Below are 22,262 nucleotides of genomic sequence, written 5' to 3'. Positions count from 1 at the left end.
GCGGGGCGTTATGAGCCCCGCATGAAAACCATCACCGAATTTCCCCGCAAGGTCGTCGAATTCCCCGATATGGGCATCGTCATGCCGGATGGTTGCCGGCTGTCGGCGCGGGTTTGGATGCCGGAGGACGCCAGCAGCGATCCGGTGCCGGCGATCCTCGAGCACCTGCCCTACCGCAAGCGCGACGGCACCATCTTTCGCGATCAACTGACGCATCCCTATTTTGCCGGCCACGGCTACGCCTCGATCCGCGTCGACATGCGCGGCAATGGCGATTCCGAAGGCCTGATGGACGACGAATATTCCGAGCAGGAATTGCAGGACGCCTGCGATGTGATTGCCTGGGCGGCAGCACAGCCCTGGTGCAACGGCAGTGTCGGTATGATGGGCATTTCCTGGGGCGGCTTCAACTGCCTGCAGGTGGCGGCCAAGCAGCCGCCGGCGCTGAAGGCGGTGATCAGCCTGTGCTCGACCGTCGACCGCTACGCCGATGACATCCACTACAAGGGCGGCTGCCTTTTGACGGAAAATTTCGGCTGGGCCTCGACCATGTTGTCCTATTCGTCGCGACCGCCGGATCCGCTGATTGCGGGCGACAACCGCTGGCGCGACCTCTGGCTGACGCGGCTGGAGAACCAGTCTTTCCTTCTGCCGCTCTGGCTCAGCCATCAGCATCGCGACGCCTATTGGAAACGCGGTTCGATCTGCGAGGATTTCTCCGCGGTCAAAGCCGCCGTGCTGTCGATCGGCGGCTGGCATGACGGCTACCGCAACACGATTTCGCATCTGGTCACCAACATCCAGGCGCCGGTGAAGGGCATTGTCGGGCCATGGATCCACAAATACCCGCATTATGCCGAACCCAAACCCGCCATCGGCTTCCTGCAGGAGGCTTTGCGCTGGTGGGACAGCTGGTTGAAGGGCGTCGACACCGGCGTCGAGGCCGACCCGGACTACCGCGCCTATGTCATGGACAGTGTGCGGCCGGCGCGCTGGCACCCGGAGCGGCCGGGCCGTTGGGTGGCCGAACAGGAATGGCCGTCTCCCAACATCAAGGTCGGGGCGATCGAACTCATTGCTGACGGCGTCAGGCCGGCGATCGTGGCGACCCCGCAAAGCTGCGGGCTCGCCGGCGGCGAATATTTTCCCTTCACCTTTGGCCCGGAACTGCCCGGCGACCAGCGCCCGGACGATGCGCTGTCCGTCTGCTTCGATCAGCCTGTGCTTGCCGAGGCACTCGACATCGTCGGCGCGCCGGAGCTTCTCATCCGGGTGTCGTCCGATCGCCCGCAGGCGAACATCGCGGTGCGGCTGTGCGACGTGCACCCCGACGGCGCCTCGGAACTGATCTCCTACGGCGTGCTCAACCTGACGCATCGCGCTTCGCACGAACAGCCGCAAGCGCTGGTGCCGGGCGAAACGGTTTCGGCGCGCGTTATTCTCGACCAGTGCGCCTACCGCGTGCCGGCCGGACACCGCCTGCGCATCGCTGTTTCCAACGCTTACTGGCCGATGATCTGGCCGTCGCCGGAGCCGGTGCGGCTCGACCTTTCAGCGGCGACGCTGAGGCTGCCGCTGCGCCCGCTCGCAACAAGCGACGAGACTTCATTCCAGTCTCCCGAAGGCGCAACACCCTGGGCAACCGCGACAGTTCGTGCAGCGAATTCCGAGCGTCACGTCGATCGCGATGAGAAGACCGGCATCGTCACGCTCTCGATCACGGATGATTTCGGCGAAGTGCGCGATCTCGCGCATGGACTGGCCAATGGCAGCATTGCCCGCGAGAGCTGGACGATCCATCCCTACGACCCGCTGTCTGCCTCGGGCCGGACGCACTGGACGCAGACCTTGTCGCGAAACGGATGGTCGGTGCGCACCGAGACATCGGCTGAAATGCGCAGCGACGCGCAAAACTTCGTCGTCAGCGCCAGAATCGAAGCCTATGAGGGCGAAACGCTGGTTTTCGAACGCGATTTCGAAGAGACGATCCCGCGCGACCTGCTCTGAGCGTCCACGCGACTGGTCCAGTTGCGACGCACGATTTACGCCACGGCATGTCGCATTCCGTCTTGCTTACCGCTTTGCCTTCCGGTCAATATCCCTTTGGTAACAACAAGCAAAAAACGACCATAAGGTCGAACCAACAGAGTGAGGAACTCAAATGTCCAACGAACTCGAATATCTGAGCCGGCGCGTTGCGTCCGGCAAGCTGAGCCGTCGTGATTTCCTCGGCCGCGCCGCAGCACTCGGCGTCACAGCGCCCTTCGCCAATATGCTGCTTTCCAGTGCGGCTCGCGCGGAAGGCCCGGTCAAGGGCGGCACGCTGAAGGCCGGCCTCGTAGGCGGCGAATCCACGAACAGCCTGGACCCGGCTTTGTTCATGACGCAAGTGCCGTTCGCCTTTGGCAAGATGTGGGGCGAGCTGATCGTCGAGCTGTCCCCGGAAGGCAAACTCGAGAACCGCATCGCCGAAGAGATCGGCTCGTCGGACGACGCCAAGGTGTGGACGCTGAAAATCCGCGACGGCGTCGAATTCCACAACGGCAAGACGGTGACCGCTGAGGATGTGGCGGCAACCCTCGAGCGCCATTCCGATGAAAAATCGAAGTCCGGCGCGCTGGGCTACATGAAAGGCATCGACAGCATCAAGGCCAGTGGCAAGGAAGTCGTCCTGACGCTGAAGGAGGCCAACGCCGACCTTCCCTATCTCCTCAGCGACTACCACCTCATCGTCCAGCCCAACGGCGGCAAGGACAAGGCGGATGCCGGCATCTCGGCAGGACCCTACAAGGTCACCACCAACGAGCCCGGCGTGCGCCATGGCGGCGAGCGCTTCGCCAATTACTGGCAGGCCGACAAGATGGGCCATGCCGACCAGATCGAGATCATCGTTATCAACGACGCGACCGCGCGCACGGCGGCCCTGCAGGGCGGCCAGGTCAACATGATCAACCGCGTCGAGCCGAAGATCGTCGACCTGATCAAGCGTGTACCGGGCGTCACCATCCGCAACCATGCCGGCCCCGGCCACTATGTCTTCATCATGCATTGCAACACCGCGCCCTTCGACAACAGCGACCTGCGCATGGCGCTGAAGCTCGCGATCGACCGTGAGGAGATGCTGAACAAGGTGCTGCGCGGCTACGGCTCGCTCGGCAACGACTTCCCGATCAATTCGTCCTATCCGCTGTTTTCCGAGATCGAGCAGCGCAAATATGATCCCGACAAGGCCAAGTTCCACTACAAGAAGTCGGGCCATGACGGCACCGTGCTGCTGCGCACCTCCGACGTCGCCTTCCCGGGCGCGGTCGACGCCTCGCAGCTCTTCCAGCAGAGCGCGGCCAAGGCCGGCATCAAGATCGAGCTCAAGCGCGAGCCCGGCGACGGCTACTGGAACGAGGTCTGGAACAAGCAGCCCTTCTGCGCCTCCTATTGGGGCGGCCGCTCGACCCAGGACCAGATGTACTCGACCGCCTATCTGTCGACCGCCGACTGGAACGACACCCGTTTCAAGCGTCCGGACTTCGACAAGCTGGTGCTAGCCGCACGCGCCGAACTCGACGAGACCAAGCGCAAGCAGATGTACCACGACATGGCCGTGCTGGTGCGCGACGAGGGCGGCCTGATCCTGCCGATGTTCAATCAGTTCATCGATGCGACAGGCGCCAAGGTCGGCGGCTGGGTAGACGATCCGCATCAGGAGCTGATGAACGGCTACGCGCTGGCGAAGTGCTGGCTCGAAGCCTGAGCCCGGCTTTGCGGATATGTCCTCACCCGTCGTGAAACTTGTGGCCCAGCGCGTTGCGCTGGGCATCGTCCTCTTGCTGGCCGTTTCGGTCCTGATCTTCGCCGGCACCCAGATCCTGCCCGGCGACGTCGCGCAAGCCATTCTCGGACAGTCGGCGACGCCGGAATCGCTCGCCAATTTGCGCGAGCAGCTCGGCCTCAATCAGCCGGCTTACGTCAGGTATTTCCATTGGCTCGGCGGTGCACTCACCGGCGACCTCGGCACGGCGATGTCGAGCGGCCAGGATATCGCGACCTCGATCAAGGGGCGGCTGTGGAACACGCTGTTTCTCGCCTTCTGGGCTGCGATCGTGGCCGTGCCGCTGGCCATCATCCTCGGCCTGATCGCCGTGCGTTACCGCAATGGCTGGGTCGACAAGCTGATCTCCGGCCTGGCGCTCGCCTCGACATCTTTCCCGGAATTCTTCATCGGCTATGTGCTCGTCTATTTCTTTGCCGTGAAGTATCAATGGTTCCCGGCCATTTCCACGGTCTATGACGGCATGCCGTTCGGTGAGCGCATGCAGGCGATCGCGTTGCCAGCCACCGCGCTGACGCTGGTTGTGCTGGCGCATATGATGCGCATGACCCGCGCGGCCATCCTCAACGTCATGCAGTCGGCCTATGTCGAGACGGCAGAACTGAAAGGCCTGTCGGCCTTCAACGTCATCCGCAAGCATGCTTTCCCCAATGCCATAGCGCCGATCATCAACGTCGTCATGCTCAACCTCGCCTACCTCATCGTCGGCGTCGTCGTGGTCGAGGTGATCTTCGTCTATCCCGGCATGGGACAATATCTGGTCGACCACGTCACCAAGCGCGACGTGCCGGTGGTGCAGGCGGTCGGCCTGGTCTTCGCCGCCGTTTATATCAGCCTGAACATCATTGCGGACATCGGGGCGATTGTCGCCAATCCGCGCCTCAGACATCCGAAATAGGCGGCGGGCATGCTCGACATCAAACGCATCCCCATCCCCGCGCTGATCGGCATCGTGCTGACGGCTATGTTCGTGCTGGCGGCAGTTTTCGCACCGTTGATCGCACCGTACGGCAATGCCGAAATCGTCGGCGATGTCTGGGAACCGATGACGGCGGCACATTTGCTGGGCACCGACAATCTCGGTCGCGATCTTCTGTCGCGCATGATCTACGGCGCTCGCATCACGCTGTTCATTGCGGTGCTGGCCACCGCGCTGTCATTCTCGCTCGGCGCCATCCTCGGCTTTTCGGCGGCGGTGTTCGGCGGCTGGTTCGACACGCTTCTGTCGCGCCTTGTCGATCTGCTGATGTCGATCCCGACCCTGATCATGGCGCTCGTCGTGCTTTCGGTGCTGCCGACCAATCTGGTGACGCTGATCCTGGTGATGGGCGTCCTCGACTCGACCCGCGTCTACCGGCTGTCGCGCGCGGTGGCCGTCGACATCAACGTCATGGATTATGTCGAGGCCGCCAAGCTGCGGGGCGAAGGCAGCGGCTGGATCATCTTCCGCGAGATCCTGCCCAACGCGCTGTCGCCGCTGGTCTCGGAACTTGGCCTGCGCTTCATCTACGCGGTGCTGTTCTTGTCGACGCTGTCCTTTCTCGGGCTTGGCGTGCAACCGCCGGATGCCGACTGGGGCGGCATGGTCAAGGAGAACAAGGACGGCATCGTCTTTGGTATCGGGGCGGCACTCATCCCCGCCGCGGCGATCGCGGCACTGGCGATTTCGGTCAATCTGGTCGCCGATTGGGTGCTCAACCGCACGACAAGCCTGAAGGGAGGACGCGGGTGATGGCTGACACAAAAGCAAAGCCCGGCCTGCTGCTCGATATCCGCAATCTGCGCATCGAAGCGACAGTGTTTCCGCCCGGCGAGGCGCCGAAGAACATCGTTTTGGTCCACGATGTCTCGCTGACGCTGGAAAAGGGCAAGGTGCTCGGCCTGATCGGCGAGTCCGGCGCCGGCAAGTCGACCATCGGCCTGTCGTCGATGGGCTATGGCCGTGGCGGCGTGCGCATCACCGGCGGAGAGGTGCTGCTCAACGGCCGCGATATCCTCAAGGGCGGCAAGGAAGGTTTCCGCAAATTGCGCGGCCGCGAGGTCTGCTATGTCGCGCAGTCGGCGGCCGCCGCCTTCAACCCGGCGCACAAGCTGATGGACCAGGTGGTGGAAGCAACGCTGCTGCACGGCACGGCGACACGCGCCGAGGCCGAGAAACGTGCCGTGGCGTTGTTCAAGAAGCTCAGCCTGCCAAACCCCGAAATCATCGGCGAACGGTTCCCGCACCAGGTCTCCGGCGGCCAGTTGCAGCGCGTGATGACGGCGATGGCGCTGTGTTCGGAACCCGACCTGATCGTCTTTGACGAGCCGACCACGGCGCTCGACGTGACGACGCAGATCGACGTGCTGGCGGCGATCAAGGACGCCATCCGCGACACCCATGTCGCGGCGCTCTACATTACCCACGATCTTGCCGTCGTCGCCCAGGTCTCGGACGAGATCATGGTGCTGCGCCATGGCAGGCTGGTCGAATGGGGCGGCACTCGCCAGATCATCAAGGAGCCGCGCCAGGAATACACCAATGCGCTGGTCTCGGTGCATGAGATCGAGCATGCCGAGCAGAAGCCCGGCGCCGCGCCGTTCCTGTCGGTCAAGAACGTCACCGCCGCTTACGGCGGCAGCCACGTCAAGGTGCTGAAGAACGTCTCGGTCGACATCTTTCCGGGACAGACGCTGGCTGTCGTCGGTGAATCCGGCTCCGGCAAGTCGACGCTGGCGCGCGCCATCACCGGGCTGTTGCCGCCGGAAGAAGGCACCGTCACCTTCGACGGCAGGCCGCTCGCCAACAGGCTTGCCGACCGGCCGAAGGAGGATCTGCGGCAATTGCAGATGATCTACCAGATGGCCGACGTGGCGATGAACCCGCGCCAGACCGTCGGCACCATCATCGGCCGGCCGCTGGAATTCTACTTCGGCATACGCGGTCGCGAGCGCGACAAGCGCGTCGCCGAACTGCTCGACGAGATCGAGATGGGCAAGGGCTTTCTCGATCGTTATCCGGCCGAACTCTCCGGCGGCCAGAAACAGCGCGTCTGTATCGCCCGCTCGCTCGCTGCCAAGCCCAAGCTGATCATCTGCGACGAGGTGACATCGGCGCTCGACCCGCTGGTGGCCAACGGCATTCTCAAGCTGCTGCTCAACCTGCAGCAGCACGAGAAGGTCGCCTACCTCTTCATCACCCACGATCTGGCGACGGTGAAGTCGATCGCCGATTCGATCGCGGTGATGTACCGCGGCGAGGTGGTGCGCTACGGCGCCAAGAGCAAGGTGCTGACGCCGCCCTTCGACGCCTATACCGACCTGCTGCTGTCGTCCGTTCCCGAGATGGAGATCGGCTGGCTGGAAAAGGCGATCAAGGGACGGCGCATGGCGAGCGCGGGGAATTAGTAGGGAATTCGCGGCCTTTGTCGCGAAAACTTCCTTCAACGGCAAAAGCTTTCCGGAGCCGCCCATGGCGCTCAAGACCAAACTGCTGCTCATCATTTTCGATGGCGTGCCCTACCGGAACTGGCGCCGGCTGATGGGCAATCTCGAAGGCTGGGTGCAATCGGGCGAGGCGCAGGTGTGGAAGATGCGCTCGGTGCTGCCGTCGACCTCGGCCTGCTGCTATGCCTCGATCCACACCGGCGTTTCGCCGCAGGAGCACGGCATCCTATCCAACGAGAACCGTTTTCTCGTCAACAAGCCGGATATTTTCTCCGAGGTCAGCAAGGCCGGCGGCAAGACCGGCGCGGTGACGCATTCCTACTGGTCGGAATTCTTTCGTTCCTATCCGTTCGATCTGGTCGAGGACATGGAGTATGACGAGCCCAACGGACCGATCGCGCATGGCCGCTTCCACACCATGACCGGCTACAATGCCCGCAACCAGATGACGCCGAGCGATGTCGACCTGTTTGCGACGCTGACCATGCTGACCCGACGCCATGCCATCGACTACGGTATCCTGCACACCTGCACTCTGGATTCGATGGGCCATCGCTTCGGCCATGACTGCCACGAAATGGACCATGCCTGCTATGCGATGGACGGCATGCTGGCAGCCTTCCTGCCGGGCTGGCGGCAGGCCGGTTACGAGGTGATCGTAACCGCCGACCACGGCCAGACAGACCGCGGCCATCATGGCGGCCGTGACGATGAAATGCAGGATTTCGCGCTGTATTATTTCGGAGCCGGCAAAGGGCCGGATCCGGACACGCTGCTTGATCAGCTGCAACTGGCGCCGACGGTGCTGAAGCGGCTGGGTGTGCCGGTGCCGGAGACCATGAAGGCTAAGCCGTTTTTGGGGTGACGGAGGTCGTCGCTGAGCCGCCGTTCGCTACCCCCTCTCCCCGTCACTATACGGGGAGAGGGTAAGGGTGAGGGGCAGCGCTAACATCAAAATAAATACCCCAACGCCGGCGCCGCCCCTCATCCGCCTGCCGGCACCTTCTCCCCGTATAGTGACGGGGAGAAGGGAGACGCTCTGGCAACACTCCCTCTCTTCGGTTAGCTTCGCCAAAATTCCTTGGCGGAAGGATGAACCTTTTTGAACCTATCGGCGACAGAGCAGACAGGAGCCAGGCGGCTCGACCGGCCATGACGGCAGCGACCGAGACTGATCGCGCGCTTGTCGACCGGGTCGCGAAGGGCGACCGTGCCGCTGTTCGGCTGCTGTTCATGCGTCACCACGCGCGGGTCTACCGCTTCGTGGTGCGCCAGACGGGATCGGAAATGATGGCCGACGATATCGCAAACGAGGTCTTTCTCGAGCTGTGGCGCCAGGCGCCCGGTTTCGAAGGGCGCTCGGAAGTCTCGACATGGCTGCTCGGCATCGCCCGGTTCAAGGCGCTGTCGATGCTTCGCAAGAAAAAAGAAGACTGGATCGATGACGATGATGCGGCGCAGGTTCCCGACGGCGCCGACACGCCGGAAGTCGCCACCATGAAGGAAGACAAGGGCGCCGCTTTGCGGCGCTTCGTCGATGCCTTGCCGGAGGAACACCGCTCGGTGATCGACCTTGCCTATTACCATGGACAGTCGGTGACGGAGATTGGCGAGGTGCTCGGCATCCCGGTCGCCACCGTCAAGACCCGAATGTTCTACGCCCGCAAGAAACTCGGCGAAGCCCTCAAGGCCGCCGGTTACGACAGGGGGTGGCCATGAGCAATCCTGAAGACATGAGCGCCGCTGAAAAAATGTCGCGCCGTGACGAAATGGAAACGCTGCTGCCGTTCTACCTGAACGGCTCGCTGGAAGGCTCGGACCTCGAAGCCGTCGAGGAATGGCTGGCGTCCGATCCGGCGGCGACGGCGGCGCTTGGCGAGGCTGAGGCGGAATTCTCCGGCGCCACCGCCGCCAACGAGGCGATCCGGCCACCGGCCGATGCGCTCAGCCGCTTTGCCAGGGCGCTCGACGCCGAAGCCGGACCGGTCCGCGCTCCCGCGGGCCGTTTCTGGCTGGCGCAGGCACTCGGCCGTTTCATGGCGGTGCCGGTCGGTGTCGCCTGGGCGGCAGCGGCGGTGCTGCTGGCGTTGGTCGTGGTGCAGTCCTACGTGCAGACCGGCGGCAAGAGCCATGATTTCGAGATTGCCGGCGCCGAGGATGATCTGGCGAAACTGCCGTTCGCGCTGGTCAAGTTCAAGCCGGATGCGAAGATGTCCGACATCGCTGTCTTCCTCGACCAGAACGCGCTGAAGATCGCCGGCGGGCCGGCCGCCTCGGGCGTCTTCCGCATTGCCATCCCGGTCAAGACCGGAGCAGACTACACCAGGCTCGTCGGCCTTATTGCCGCCCAGCCGTTCGCGGAGACTGTGATCGAGGGAAGGAAACCGGTTGATGGCAGCTAGGGCGGTCATTCGATTTGCGGCGATCCTGGTGGCGGCGACGACAATCGTCGCCGTGCCGGCGTCGGCGCAGACCAATGATCCCAATGCCGGCCGGGCCGACTGCACCGACGCGGCCGGAGCGGCGGCTGCCGACTGCCCGAAAGACGGCAATGAGGCCAACGTCGGCGGCGAACCAGGCGCAGTTACCCTTCCGGCCCTGATCGTCGACCTGTTTCCCAACCCACCGGCTCCCGTAGCGCCCGTGCCGACGCCGCGGCCGTCAGCGCCGCCTGCCGACACGCAGGCCGGGCCACCCGCCGGTGGGGCGATCGTTTCGCCGACCGATCTTGTCGCGACCGCGCCGCGGCGTGCCATCGCCGGCGAGTTCGTGCCCGACGAGGTGCTGGTGACCGTCGACGGCGATGCCGGCGCCGTCCAGCAGATCGCCGCCTCCTTCGGCCTTGAAGTGCGCTCGCAGCGCCAGTCGCGGCTGCTCGGCACCACACTGGTGCGCTTCGGCATTCCCGACGGCCGCCCGGTCGGCGCCGTGCTGGCGCAGCTGGCCGCCGATGGCCGCACCCTGCGGCGCGAGCCAAACCATATCTACTCGCTGCAGCAGGCGGCCGGCATCGTCAACTATGCCTTCGAGCGCATTCAGCTCGACAACAAGCAAGCCAGTGGCGAAAACGTGCGCATCGCCGTCATCGACACCGGCATAGACGACACCAATCCGGCGCTGTCCGGCGTCATTGCCGACCAGTTCGACGCCATGCCCAACGTGCCGGTCGAAAAGCGTGATCACGGTACCTCGGTCGACGGGCTGATCGCCGGCGTCGGCGCGCTCGAAGGCATGGCGCCCGGCGCCAGGATCTATCACGCCCGCGCCTTCGAGGACGGCAGGTCGACCATGGATGTCATCCTGTCGGCGCTCGACTGGGCGGCGGACCAGAATGTCAGCATCATCAATATGAGTTTCGTCGGCCCCAAGAACGATCTGCTCGCCACCGCCTGCCGCAATGCGCGCGGGCTCGGCATCATCCTGGTCGCTGCTGCCGGCAACAACGGGCCGAAAGCGCCCTATGGCTACCCCGCCGCCTATGACGGCGTGATCGCGGTCACCGCCACCGACGCCAAGGACGGGCTGATGCAGCAGGCCAATCGCGGCGCTTATGTCTTCATCTCGGCGCCCGGCGTCGAGATGGTGGCGCCGAGCGGCGCCGGCTCTGACGTCGTCACCGGCACCTCATTTGCCGCCGCGATCGTGTCCGGCGCAATCGCCAACCTGATCCACGCCTCACCCGAGCGCTCGGCCGACGATATCGAAAAGGCGCTGGCCGCCACCGCCAGGGATCTCGGTCCGAAGGGACGGGACAATGATTTCGGTTATGGGCTGCTGGATACGAAGGCGGCGGCGAACAAGTAAACCGGAATTTCGCGCCACCCAATTCAGAGCGCCGGACCCAGCCGGACAGGGCTGCCATCATGGAAGCGCGACAGCCGGAAGCGGCTGAGGTCGTGCCCGGTCTGGTTTCCCTGGATCATGTCGGCAACGACCCGGCCTATGCCAGGCCCGATACCGAAGCCGTGACCGCTCATTCCCGTCGCGACGAAAAGACCGCCGACGGCCTGCACATGATCCACGATGGGGACGACGTCCGGCATGGCGTCGATCATGCCGCCCCAGCCTGCCTTCAGGCGAACCCTCTCGAACTGCGGAAAGAGGTGCTTGAACTTGCGTTCTATCGAACGCAGACGGGCCGGTTCAGGGGCCGGGTCGAGCACCCGCATTCTCTCGAAAGGGCTGTGCGAATCCGGCGCCCAATCGCGCGGCGTCGACCAGGCATCGGGGTAACCTGACGGCGCGAACGGAAAGTAGCGTGTCCCCAGCGGATTGTCCCTCAGCGCAGGAAGATATTTGGTGGCGTGCCGGAAGGCGTCAGGTCCCAGGTAATGCAGATGGCTGCCGCCCGCGGCGAGCGTATACCCGCCATCCTGCCGGCGCCTGAAAGCGATGTGTTCGTCAGTCGCCGCCCCTGCATAGATTTCAGCCAAGGGGTCCGTTGCGGCTGCGGTTACCCTGACGCTGAGCTGGGGGATGGAGACGCCGTGTCTTCTCAGGAACAAGGATGACCAGGCACCTCCCGCGACCAGCACGCTGGAGGCCTCGATATACCCCGTCTCGGTCCACAGCCCTTGACCTTGCCGCCTGAGATTTCGAGGGTTCGCGCTGCGCAATTCTCGACGATTTTGACGCCTTTTCGCACGGCGAGCCGGGCAAGTGCGGGCACCGCCAGCCAAGGCTCCGCCCGCATGTCGGAGGGCGTCGTCATCGCGCCCTTGAATTTGCGCGACATGCCTTTGATGAGTGCCGCGGTTTCGTCTGCATCCAGGAGACGGGTGTCGAGCGCATGCGTCGCAGCGATCTTCATGAATGCTTCGAAGCCGGCCATGTCCTTGTCGGTCTTCGCCAGGTAGGTCACACCTGTCTGGGTCAGGCCGATGTCCTCGCCGCATTCCTCAGCCAGTTGCCGCCACAGGCGAATAGCCTCTATGACGATGGGCAACTCGTCGGCGTCGCGTCCCTGCTTCCGGATCCAGCCCCAATTGCGGGACGACTGTTCGGCCGCAATGCGTCCTTTTTCCAGCAGCGTCACCGGGATGTTCCGCTGTGCCAGGAAAAGCGCCGTCGTCACACCGATGATGCCGCCACCGACAATGACCACCTCCGACGTTTTCGGCGGTGGGCCAGGATGCCGGATTGGATCCGTTTCGGAGAACGGGAATATGGGCAAGTGGCGCACCCTGAGGACTGGTTGATGGCTCTGGCTTACTGGTTGCCACCCACTCGAAGCCAAATCAAGGACAGGTCCAGGCAGACCGTTGTCCCAACGAAGTCAATCTATCTGCGGGCAACATCCACATGGGTGAACTTGCCCAGCGGAGCAATTGGATTAATCCCTAAACCGGCGCGCCGGCGACCGAGCCTCTCACCACCAGGTCGACAGGCCAGACCTCGCCTCGCGCCCCTTCTTCCAAGCCGGAAATGCGCGCTGCCAGGCGTTCGGCGATGCGGGCGCCGGCGAGGCGGATCGACGAGCGCGTCGTCGACAGCGGCACGGAAAAATTCTCCGGCTTCAGCCATGGAAAGACGTCGTCATGGGCAATCAACGACAGGTCGCCGGGAATGGTCAGGCCAAGGTCGCGCACCGCGCGCACGACGCCGAGCGACATGATCAGGCTGGAGCAGGCGATCGCCGTCGGCCGCTCGCTCTGTTCGAGCAGGCGCCTGGCGGCGCGGTAGCCGTTCTCCTCGGTCATGGTGAGTGAACAGACATGGCGCTCGCCGAGCGTCAGGCCGCTCGCGGCCAGCGCCCTGCGCATGCCGCGCTCGCGGTGGATGGCGAAGGTCTCGCGGTCGTCGCCATTGATCAGCGCCAGCCGGCGGTGGCCGAGCTGAACCAGCAGCCGGGCGGCGTCGTGGAAGCCGCCCTCATTGTCGATGTCGGTGAAGGGGTAGTCGAAATCGAAGCCTTCGCTGCGGCCATGGACGATGAAGGGAATGCCGAGCGTGTTGACCAGCGCCACCCGCCGGTCGGCCGGGCGCGGCGAGGAGATGTAGACGGCGTCGACCTGGCGGTTGGCGACGATGCGGCGATAGGTGGTTTCCTGGTCGTCGGCATCGGCCGGCGACAGCACCAGGTCGAGCTCGTGCGAGCGGGCATAGTCGCCGAGACCCGACAGGAACTCGACGAAATGCGGGTCGATGTCGACGGAGGCGCCCGTCGGCAGGACATAGCCGATCATGCCGGTCTTGCCGGTCGCCAGCCGGCGCGCGCTCGGGTTGGGCCGGTAGCCGTGGCGCTTGGCGGCATCCACCACGCGCCGGCGGGTTTCCTCGTTGACCTCCGGATAGCCGTTGAGCGCACGGCTTACCGTTGTCTGCGACAGGGCCAGCATATGAGAGAGCTGCTTCAGGTTCACTGGGAGGCCTCCAAGCCTCAAAGCGCTTTTAATTTTTAAGCCACGCGGACCACAATGGGCGCGGCCGAGCTGGTCGACCATACGCACTGGTCCGGCCAGTTTGAAGCTTAATACGCTGCTGCACCGCCGTAAAACTGTGCTGCAGTGCACTTCACCAAGTCTTGCGGCCCGAAATTAAATCGATTAGCCCACCGCCCTCTTGACTTCCAGCCGATTCAATGGCGAGATCAAAACGGCCAAAGCGCTTTGGAAGACTCTTCGAAAGGTTGCGGTTCCTTTCTGAACGAGTCACAGTCCTGCAGCGTCGGCGGGCGGAATGGAGGTTCCGTCCGGGTGTATGTGTCCACACTGGGAGGAATACCGATGAAGAAGATGCTTCTGCTTGGCGCAGCGTTTGCCACGCTCGCCTTGTCCCTGCCGGCGCAAGCCGAACTGAAGTTCAAGCCCGGGGAAGACAAGCGCTTCAACTGGGCCAATTACGAAGAGCTGAAGAAGGTCGATCTCAAGGGCGAGACGCTGACCATCTTCGGGCCCTGGCGCGGCGAGGACGAAGGCCTCATCCGCACTGTTCTCGAATATTTTCAGGAAGCCACCGGCGCCGAGATCAAATACTCCTCGTCGGAAAATTACGAACAGCAGATCGTCATCGATACCCAGGCCGGCAGCCCGCCCAATATCGCCGTACTGCCGCAGCCGGGCCTGATCCAGGATCTGGCGTCCAAGGGCCTTTTGACGCCGCTGGGCGACGACACCGCCAAATGGATCAAGGACAATTACGGCGCCGGCCAGTCATGGGTCGATCTCGGCACCTTCAAGGACAAGGACGGCAAGCCGGGCTTCTTCGCCTTCCCCTACAAGGCCGACGTGAAATCGCTGGTCTGGTATTCGCCCGACAATTTCGAGGAAGCCGGCTACAAGGTTCCCAAGACCCAGGAAGAGCTCGCCGACCTCGAGAAGAAGATCATCGCCGACGGCGGCACGCCGTGGTGCATCGGCCTCGGCTCAGGCGGCGCTACCGGCTGGCCGGCGACCGACTGGGTCGAAGACATCATGCTGCGCACCCAGACGCCCGACGTGTATGACAAGTGGGTAAAGAACGAGATCCCGTTCAACGATCCGGCGGTGGTCAACGCCATCGACATTTTCGGCAAGATCGCGACCGACGACAAGATGGTCGACGGTGGGGCCAAGGCGGTTGCCGCGACCGACTTCCGCGACAGCCCGAAGGGCCTCTTCTCGGTGCCGCCGAAATGCTACCTGCACCATCAGGCATCGTTCATCCCGACCTTCTTCCCGGAAGGCACAAAGGTTGGACAGGACGCCGACTTCTTCTACTTCCCGCCCTATGCATCCAAGCCCGAGCTGGGCACGCCTGTGCTCGGCGCCGGCACGCTGGCCATGATCACCAAGGATTCGAAGGGTGCACGCGCGTTCATCGAATTCCTGAAAATGCCGCTGGCACATGAAATCTGGATGGCCCAGGGCGGCTTCGTCACGCCGCTCAAGTCGGTCAACAAGGATGCCTATGCCAGCGACGCGCTGAAGAAGCAGGGCGATATCCTCGCCAATGCCTCGACCTTCCGCTTCGACGGTTCGGACCTGATGCCGGGCAAGATCGGCGCCGGCGCCTTCTGGACCGGCATGATCGATCTGGTCGGCGGCAAGTCGGCGCAGGATGTCGCCACCGACATCCAGAAGAGCTGGGACGCTATCAAGTAGTCAGCTGGCAAGCAGTCAGCTGGCAAGCAGTCAGCTGGCAAGTAACCACTGCCAAGTAATCAGCCGCTTTGGCGGCAAATTCAGGACTTCCTCCACAGACTGGATCCGGGCCGCTATGGCCCGGATCCGACCGGCGCCTTACGCCGGACCGATTTGCGTTCGTTCGTTTCAGAATAACTTAAATCGGCGCAGAGCCACATCGCCAGGGCTGTTCAAGGCCCGGCCGATCATGCGCAGGGAAGAGGGACCCATGGCTGCTCAGATCTTATCGGCCATTTTTGTCATCATCATCGGCGTCGGCGGCTGCGTCGCCTATTTCTGGGGCGCCAACAAGCTGGTCGACCTGATATTCCCGTCGCGCGGCGTGGCCGGGGCTGCGGCCATCGACAATCTGCGCCGGCAAGGACTGGTCCGTCCGTGGCTGTTCGTCGGCCCGGCGATGATCATCCTCACCGTCTACCTGATCTATCCGGTGGTGGCGACGCTCTGGCTGTCCTTCCTCGACCGCGGCGGCCAGCATTTTGTCGGCTTCGCCAACTATGAATGGGCGTTCGGCGACCGCGAGTTCCGCAACTCGATCCTGAATAACATCATCTGGCTGGCGGTGGTGCCCGCCGCCTGCACCTTTCTAGGGTTGATAATCGCCGTGCTCACGGACAAGATCTGGTGGGGCACAATCGCCAAGAGCCTGATCTTCCTGCCGCTGGCGATCTCCTTCGTCGGCGCCAGCGTGATCTGGAAATTCATCTACGAATATCGCGGCGAGGGCCAGACGCAGATCGGCCTGCTCAACGCCATCATCCAGTATTTCGGCGGCCAGCCGCAGGTCTGGATATCGCTGCCGTTCTGGAACAATTTCTTCCTGATGATCATCCTGATCTGGATCCAGACCGGCTTTGCCATGGTCATCCTGTCTTCGGCGTTGCGCGGCATCCCCGAAGAGACGCTTGAAGCCGCGGTCATCGACGGCGCCAATCCGTTCCAGATCTTCTGGAAGATCATGGTGCCGCAGATCTGGGGCACCATCGCCGTGGTCTGGACGACGATCACCATCCTGGTGCTGAAAGTGTTCGACATCGTGCTGACCATGACCAACGGCCAATGGAACAGCCAGGTGCTGGCCAATCTGATGTTCGATTGGATGTTCCGCGGCGGCGGCGATTTCGGCCGCGGCGCCACCATCGCCATCATCATCATGATCGCGGTCATCCCGATCATGGTCTGGAACATCCGCCAGGCGAACAAAGAGACGGGAGGACATTGAGATGGCCGTCGCGACCGGAAAGTCCTTTGCCAGCCGCTTCGGCGTCCACATCGCCGTGCTTGTCTTCGTCGCCGTCTGGACCGTGCCGACGCTCGGCATCCTGGTCTCGTCGCTGCGCGACAAGGACCAGATCATCGCCTCGGGCTGGTGGAACTCGTTCTCCAGCTCCAGCCAGACTGAAGCCGGCCGCCTGCCGCCGGCCTCGGCGCAGGTCGAGAAGGACGGCAAGTTCGTGCTTGCCGGCAATATCTTCGGCGACGGTGCTGCGCGCAACATCAGCGCCTTCGGCGTCAAGTCGGCGGCACCGACGCAATATCCGGCCGGCACCACTGCCGATCTCGGCGACGGCGTGACCTTGCAGCTCAATGCCGACGGAACGTTCGTCATGAGTTCGCCCAAGGCTTTCGAAGGCGACCGTGGCCAGCGCGTCTATTACGCCTCGTCGGCGCCACCGAAATTCACCACCGACAATTACAAGACCGTGCTGTTTTCGGAGGGCATCGGCCGCTCGTTCATAAACTCGCTGACCGTCACCATCCCGGCGACGGTCATCCCGATCCTGATCGCCGCCTTCGCCGCCTATGCATTGGCGTGGATGCGTTTTCCCGGCCGCGCCTTGCTGATCGCCACAATCATCGGCCTGCTGGTCGTGCCGCTGCAGATGTCCTTGATCCCGCTTTTGAAGATCTACAACGGCGTCGGCATCTTCTTCGGTGTGCCGTCGAAAACCTATCTCGGCATCTGGCTGGCGCATACCGGCTTCGGCCTGCCCTTCGCCATCTATCTCCTGCGCAGCTATATTGCCGGCCTGCCGCGCGAGATCATGGAATCGGCGCGCATAGATGGCGCCAGCGATTTCGAAATCTTCGTCAAGATCGTGCTGCCGCTGTCCTTCCCGGTGCTGGCGTCCTTTGCAATCTTCCAGTTCCTGTGGGTGTGGAACGATTTGTTGGTGGCAATGGTTTTCCTCGGTACCGAAGGGGACCAGATCGTGCTGACCGCGAAGCTCAACGCGCTGCTCGGCTCGCGCGGCGGCGACTGGGAAATCCTGACGACATCGGCCTTCGTCACCATTATCGTGCCGCTGATCGTGTTCTTCTCGCTGCAGCGCTATTTCGTCCGCGGGCTGCTGGCCGGCTCGGTCAAAGGAGGTTGAGACTTATGCAAGCCGCTTTGAAGGCGACCTCGAAGCCCGATCTCGCCGTCGATCGCGACTGGTGGCGGGGCGCGGTGATCTACCAGATCTATCCGCGCTCCTATCAGGACTCCAATGGCGACGGCATCGGCGACCTCAAGGGCATCATCCGCAGGCTGCCCTACATCGCCTCGCTCGGCGTCGACGCCATCTGGATTTCGCCCTTCTTCAAGTCGCCGATGAAGGATTTCGGCTACGACGTCTCGGACTATTGCGACGTCGACCCGATGTTCGGGACGCTCGCCGATTTCGACGCGCTGGTTGCGGAAGCCCATCACCTCGGCCTCAAGGTGATGATCGACGAGGTGCTGTCGCACACCGCCGACAACCATCCATGGTTCAAGGAGAGCCGCGCCAGCCGTAGCAATCCCAAGGCCGACTGGTATGTCTGGGCCGACGCCAGGCCGGACGGCACGCCGCCCAACAACTGGCTGTCGATCTTCGGCGGCTCGGCCTGGCAGTGGGACACCAGCCGCCAGCAATATTATCTGCATAATTTCCTGTCCGAGCAGCCGGACCTCAACTTCCACAATCTGGAAGTCCAGGACGCGCTGCTCGACGTCACCCGCTTCTGGCTGGAGCGCGGCGTCGACGGCTTCCGCCTCGACACCATCAATTTCTACTTCCACAGCCAGGGGCTGGAGAACAATCCGCCGCTGCCGCCCGAAGAGCGCAACGACCAGACAGCACCTGCGGTCAATCCCTACAACTACCAGGACCATATCTACGACAAGAGCCGGCCGGAAAACCTTGCCTTCCTCGAACGGTTCCGGGCGCTGCTCGACGAATATCCGGCGGCCGCCGCGGTCGGCGAAGTCGGCGATTCGCAGCGTGGGCTGGAAGTGGTCGCCGCCTACACCGCCGGCGGCAAACGCGTCCACATGTGCTATTCCTTCGATTTCCTGGCGCCGGAAAAGATCAGCGCCGCCAAGGTGCGCCAGGTGCTGGAAGCCTTCGGCAAGGTCGCCAGCGACGGCTGGTCGTGCTGGGCCTTTTCCAACCACGACGTGATGCGTCCGGCCTCGCGCTGGGCCGCCGACGAGGCCGACCCGGCCGCCTATCTGAAGGTTATCTCGGCGCTGCTGATGTCGCTGCGCGGTTCGGTCTGCCTCTATCAGGGAGAGGAGCTTGGGCTGGGCGAAGCCGAGTTGCAGTTCGAGGATCTGCAGGACCCCTACGGCATTCGCTTCTGGCCCGAATTCAAGGGCCGCGACGGCTGCCGCACGCCGATGGTGTGGGATGCAACCGCCAGCAATGCCGGCTTTTCGACGGCCAAGCCCTGGCTGCCGGTGCCGGGCAAGCACTTGTCGCAAGCGGTCAATGTTCAGCAGGGCGACGCGGCCTCGCTGCTCGAGCACTACCGGCGCTTTCTCGGTTTCCGCCGCCAGCATCCGGCCTTGGCCAAAGGCGACATCGAGTTCATCGAAAGCGAGGGCGACACCGTCGCCTTCACCCGCCGTGAGGGCAATGAGCAGATCGTCTGCGTCTTCAATCTGGCCAGCAAGCCGGCCGAGGTCGATCTCGGTGGTCAGGCGCTGCTGCCATTGGCCGGGCACGGTTTTTCGGGACAATCCGGCACAGGTTCCATCCGCCTCGGCGGCTACGGCGCCTGGTTCGGGCGCATCGACTGAGTTTTTGACGAAGCTGGATTTTTTGAGGAAATCCAGGTTCTCTAGGGAAATCACTGGGAGGAAATTATGGCCGATGTCACGCTGAGACAGGTGAAGAAATCATACGGCAATCTGCACATTCTCCACGGCATCGACCTCGACATAAAGTCGGGCGAGTTCATCGTCTTCGTCGGCCCGTCGGGTTGCGGCAAGTCGACCTTGCTGCGGTCCATCGCCGGGCTTGAGGAGATCACCTCCGGCGAGCTGAAGATCGCCGGCGAGGTGGTGAACGACGTGCCGCCTTCCAAGCGCGGCATTGCCATGGTGTTCCAGTCCTATGCGCTCTATCCGCACATGACCGTCTACGACAACATGGCCTTCTCGATGAAGATCGGCAAGGAAAGCAAGGCCGAGATCGACAAGCGGGTGCGGCAGGCCGCCGAAATCCTGCAGCTGACCAAATATCTCGACCGCCTGCCCAAGGCGATGTCGGGCGGCCAGCGCCAGCGTGTCGCCATCGGTCGCGCCATCGTGCGCAATCCGAAAGTGTTCCTGTTCGACGAGCCGCTGTCGAATCTCGACGCGGCGCTGCGCGTCGCGACCCGCATCGAGATCGCCAAGCTCAAGGAATCGATGCCTGCCACGACCATGATCTACGTCACCCACGATCAGGTCGAAGCGATGACGCTCGCCGACCGCATCGTCGTGCTGAAGGACGGCCATATCGAGCAGGTCGGCACGCCGATGGACCTCTACAAGAAGCCCGGCAATCTGTTCGTTGCCCAGTTCATCGGCTCGCCGGCCATGAACATCCTGCCGGCGACAATCGACAGGACGGGCAACCCGACAATCGTCAGCCATGTCGGCGGCCGCAAGGCAACGGTGCCGATCGCAACGCCGGCGTCAGCAAAGGGTGCGGCAGTCAGCTTCGGCGTGCGGCCGGAGGATCTGTCGGCCGCCACCGGCGCGGAATATCTTTTCGAGGGCGTGGTGGACTATGTCGAGCAACTCGGCGAGGTGCAGCTTGTCTATGTCGATATCGGCCGCGCCGACCTGCCGTTGGTGACCAAGCTGCCCGGCAATGTCGAGGTCAAGCGCGGGGCAAAGCTGCGACTGACCGCGGATGCCGGGGACCTGCACATCTTCGACGCCGATGGGCACTCCTTCTCGCTCAAGCCGGTGGAAGTGAAGGCGGCTTGAGATAGCTGCGTCGTACAGGCATGAAAAAAGAGCGGCGGGCCAGGCCCGCCACTCTTTTTTAAGCTTCGGCTGTTAGTTGTTGCCGAACCGATCCCTGTCGCTGCTCTGAGGAACGAACTTCTGTTGGTCGTCCGACGAGTTCAGCAGCTTGTAGACCGCCGAGTTGGTGCCGGTCGACGAAGTGCGGGTGGTGTCGACGGCAGCGGCCGGCTGGTTGGCGCCATTGGAGCCATAATTGTCGCTGCCGGCAAAGGCAGCGCTCGAAACAGCCAGAACGGCTGCGGTGGCGAGAACGATCTTCTTCATTTTAGTCTCCTGAATTTTTCTGATGCTGCCAGCTGCAGCGGATAAGCCCGCCACGTGCTGGAAACCGGCTTTTAGCGGCCGAAAAGGTTACGGTCGGCACCGTGGGCAGGCGCCTGCTCGGCTGGAGCCGACTTCTCAACCGAAGCCGTATGGCCACTATCGGTCGACGTAATCGCAGGCTGGTTGGCGCCGTTCGAACCGTAGTTGTCGCTGCCGGCGAAAGCGCTGCCGGAGATGGCCAAAACGGCGGCGGCAGCAAGGATGATCTTTTTCATTTCAAATACTCCTGAATTTTTTGGGATCCCGAGAGCGACGGGTTAGCCGCCCTTCTTTGGTCGGGATCAGCGATTGCCGTAGAGGTCGCGGTCGGCGCCCTGAACGACAGGCTGCTTGTCAGCGTGCGCCGGCTTCTGAATGGAAGCCGTATACGAGCTGTCGACCGAGACGGCTGGCTGGTTCGCACCATTGGAACCGTAATTGTCGCTACCGGCGAAGGCGCTGCCGGTGATCGCCAAAACGGCTGCGGCAGTGAGGATGATCTTTTTCATTTTTAGGACTCCAGTTTGTCTGTCCGTCTAGCGGCGTGTCTTGGGAGGAATTCGCGTCGTTCGGACAGCCCCGATGTGGGAAAGCCATAGGCTGGTTTCCAATCACGAAGTTGTTCCGTGTGGACCACGGTCCTGCACCTTGAAATTGTGCCAGGAAGTTCCTCTATGGTCATTTATCGCATTGTTTTCAGTTGCTTATGTCGAACCGAGTGGTTCGCTCCGGTGTCGGTTTCCGGGCCGTCGTTCACACCGTCCTGCACGCATTGTCAACAGAAACGAACCGTTCGGTTCGATTAGAGATTGCTAATAGTAACTTTTCGATACCGTTGAGCCCTTTTTGCCCCCGATCGGAACTGGATCCGCAGCGATTCGAAACGGCGATGATAGCGCCGCAAGACAGGATCTCAGCCCTTCGGTGGTCGGCGGGGCGTATGCCGCGCGTGTCGCGCCGCATGGATACGATGTCGCTTTCATGCCGACGTCGCGATCGCTGCCGTGATTAGATGATCGCATCTCAGGTGCCGCTTCGTGACGACGCAGCGGAGAATTGGGAAGCCGGTCAGAATCCGGCGCTGCCCCCGCAACGGTGGTGGAGTTGAAGTCGCAACGGGAGACCACTGGGCAAGAGCCTGGGAAGGTGTCGCGATGGTCCGCAAGGACAACTCCAGAGCCCGGAAACCAGCCCGAGATGCATAGACTCGACTGATCGCGGTGGGCGGTCAAGAGGTGGATAGTGCATGTCCGGCGCCGCGCCGGCCTGCGTCCGATCCTTCCTCCATCACCACCAAGTTCAGTCCTTAAACCAC

Annotated in this window: 18 protein-coding genes, 1 pseudogene and 1 riboswitch; of the genes and pseudogenes, 14 read left to right on the top strand and 5 right to left on the bottom strand. The window is 62.9% G+C overall.

The genetic code is table 11. The annotated features are described in order from the left end of the window. Positions 1–21 precede the first annotated feature (21 nt). From NKL06_RS14455 to NKL06_RS14415, 9 genes are all read left to right on the top strand, one after another. Positions 22–2,007, top strand: a complete 1,986-nt coding sequence (locus tag NKL06_RS14455; protein WP_023694739.1) for a CocE/NonD family hydrolase — start codon at positions 22–24, stop codon at positions 2,005–2,007. A gap of 154 nt (positions 2,008–2,161) precedes the next feature. Then, positions 2,162–3,748 carry an ABC transporter substrate-binding protein gene (locus NKL06_RS14450; RefSeq protein WP_023671387.1) on the top strand — a complete coding sequence of 529 codons (1,587 nt, stop codon included), beginning with the start codon at positions 2,162–2,164 and terminating at the stop codon, positions 3,746–3,748. 16 nt (positions 3,749–3,764) lie between these two features. After that, positions 3,765–4,724: an ABC transporter permease gene (locus NKL06_RS14445; RefSeq protein ID WP_023694740.1), complete on the top strand. Its 960-nt coding sequence runs from the start codon at positions 3,765–3,767 to the stop codon at positions 4,722–4,724. Between the two features lie 9 nt (positions 4,725–4,733). Further along, a complete protein-coding gene (locus NKL06_RS14440; protein WP_023671389.1) occupies positions 4,734–5,558 on the top strand; it encodes an ABC transporter permease in 825 nt (274 codons plus the stop codon). Further along, positions 5,558–7,213 (top strand): ABC transporter ATP-binding protein, encoded by a 1,656-nt coding sequence (locus tag NKL06_RS14435; RefSeq protein WP_023694741.1) that lies wholly within the window; start codon positions 5,558–5,560, stop codon positions 7,211–7,213. The genes NKL06_RS14440 and NKL06_RS14435 overlap by 1 nt, the downstream gene beginning before the upstream one ends. 64 nt (positions 7,214–7,277) lie before the next feature. Continuing rightward, positions 7,278–8,117 carry an alkaline phosphatase family protein gene (locus NKL06_RS14430; RefSeq protein ID WP_023694742.1) on the top strand — a complete coding sequence of 280 codons (840 nt, stop codon included), beginning with the start codon at positions 7,278–7,280 and terminating at the stop codon, positions 8,115–8,117. 287 nt (positions 8,118–8,404) lie between these two features. Continuing rightward, positions 8,405–8,971: a sigma-70 family RNA polymerase sigma factor gene (locus NKL06_RS14425; protein WP_023683483.1), complete on the top strand. Its 567-nt coding sequence runs from the start codon at positions 8,405–8,407 to the stop codon at positions 8,969–8,971. A gap of 14 nt (positions 8,972–8,985) precedes the next feature. Continuing rightward, positions 8,986–9,654 carry a hypothetical protein gene (locus NKL06_RS14420; protein WP_023711315.1) on the top strand — a complete coding sequence of 223 codons (669 nt, stop codon included), beginning with the start codon at positions 8,986–8,988 and terminating at the stop codon, positions 9,652–9,654. Then, on the top strand, positions 9,644–11,056 hold the full coding sequence (locus NKL06_RS14415) for a S8 family serine peptidase (protein ID WP_023711314.1): 1,413 nt from the start codon (positions 9,644–9,646) through the stop codon (positions 11,054–11,056). The genes NKL06_RS14420 and NKL06_RS14415 overlap by 11 nt, the downstream gene beginning before the upstream one ends. 23 nt (positions 11,057–11,079) lie before the next feature. Here the strand turns inward: NKL06_RS14415 and NKL06_RS14410 are convergent. Together NKL06_RS14410 and NKL06_RS14405 are read right to left on the bottom strand one after the other, a co-directional pair. Then, a pseudogene (locus NKL06_RS14410) lies at positions 11,080–12,425 on the bottom strand (NAD(P)/FAD-dependent oxidoreductase). Positions 12,426–12,591: 166 nt separating this feature from the next. Beyond that, positions 12,592–13,614 carry a substrate-binding domain-containing protein gene (locus NKL06_RS14405; RefSeq protein WP_023684299.1) on the bottom strand — a complete coding sequence of 341 codons (1,023 nt, stop codon included), beginning with the start codon at positions 13,612–13,614 and terminating at the stop codon, positions 12,592–12,594. A gap of 363 nt (positions 13,615–13,977) precedes the next feature. Between NKL06_RS14405 and NKL06_RS14400 the strand changes: the two genes are divergently transcribed. The 5 genes from NKL06_RS14400 to NKL06_RS14380 all read left to right on the top strand — a co-directional run bounded on the left by NKL06_RS14400 (position 13,978) and on the right by NKL06_RS14380 (position 20,602). After that, on the top strand, positions 13,978–15,333 hold the full coding sequence (locus NKL06_RS14400) for an ABC transporter substrate-binding protein (RefSeq protein ID WP_023690253.1): 1,356 nt from the start codon (positions 13,978–13,980) through the stop codon (positions 15,331–15,333). 250 nt (positions 15,334–15,583) lie between these two features. Next, positions 15,584–16,597, top strand: a complete 1,014-nt coding sequence (locus tag NKL06_RS14395; protein WP_023668891.1) for a carbohydrate ABC transporter permease — start codon at positions 15,584–15,586, stop codon at positions 16,595–16,597. Between the two features lies 1 nt (position 16,598). Then, the gene (locus NKL06_RS14390; RefSeq protein WP_023668890.1) at positions 16,599–17,753 is read left to right on the top strand and encodes a carbohydrate ABC transporter permease; all 1,155 of its coding nucleotides are present in this window, start codon (positions 16,599–16,601) and stop codon (positions 17,751–17,753) included. Positions 17,754–17,758: 5 nt separating this feature from the next. Continuing rightward, complete coding sequence (gene bglA / locus NKL06_RS14385; protein ID WP_031198273.1) at positions 17,759–19,423, top strand: beta-galactosidase BglA; 1,665 nt, start codon at positions 17,759–17,761, stop codon at positions 19,421–19,423. Between the two features lie 66 nt (positions 19,424–19,489). Further along, a complete protein-coding gene (locus NKL06_RS14380; protein ID WP_023668888.1) occupies positions 19,490–20,602 on the top strand; it encodes an ABC transporter ATP-binding protein in 1,113 nt (370 codons plus the stop codon). A gap of 72 nt (positions 20,603–20,674) precedes the next feature. Here the strand turns inward: NKL06_RS14380 and NKL06_RS14375 are convergent, their stop codons facing one another. The 3 genes from NKL06_RS14375 to NKL06_RS14365 all read right to left on the bottom strand — a co-directional run bounded on the left by NKL06_RS14375 (position 20,675) and on the right by NKL06_RS14365 (position 21,456). Then, positions 20,675–20,908 carry a DUF680 domain-containing protein gene (locus tag NKL06_RS14375; RefSeq protein WP_023694259.1) on the bottom strand — a complete coding sequence of 78 codons (234 nt, stop codon included), beginning with the start codon at positions 20,906–20,908 and terminating at the stop codon, positions 20,675–20,677. Between the two features lie 71 nt (positions 20,909–20,979). Then, entirely contained in the window at positions 20,980–21,183 is a 204-nt protein-coding gene (locus tag NKL06_RS14370; RefSeq protein WP_023668886.1) for a DUF680 domain-containing protein, read from the bottom strand. A gap of 66 nt (positions 21,184–21,249) precedes the next feature. Next, positions 21,250–21,456: a DUF680 domain-containing protein gene (locus NKL06_RS14365; protein ID WP_023668885.1), complete on the bottom strand. Its 207-nt coding sequence runs from the start codon at positions 21,454–21,456 to the stop codon at positions 21,250–21,252. Between the two features lie 499 nt (positions 21,457–21,955). Beyond that, a riboswitch (cobalamin riboswitch) is annotated at positions 21,956–22,157 on the top strand. The last annotated feature ends 105 nt before the right edge of the window (positions 22,158–22,262 follow it).

Source organism: Mesorhizobium sp. C268A (assembly GCF_040324475.1).
Classification (GTDB): Bacteria; Pseudomonadota; Alphaproteobacteria; order Rhizobiales; family Rhizobiaceae; genus Mesorhizobium.
Note: the sequence above shows the minus strand (reverse complement) of the source record. Positions and strands in the feature narration are given on the sequence as shown.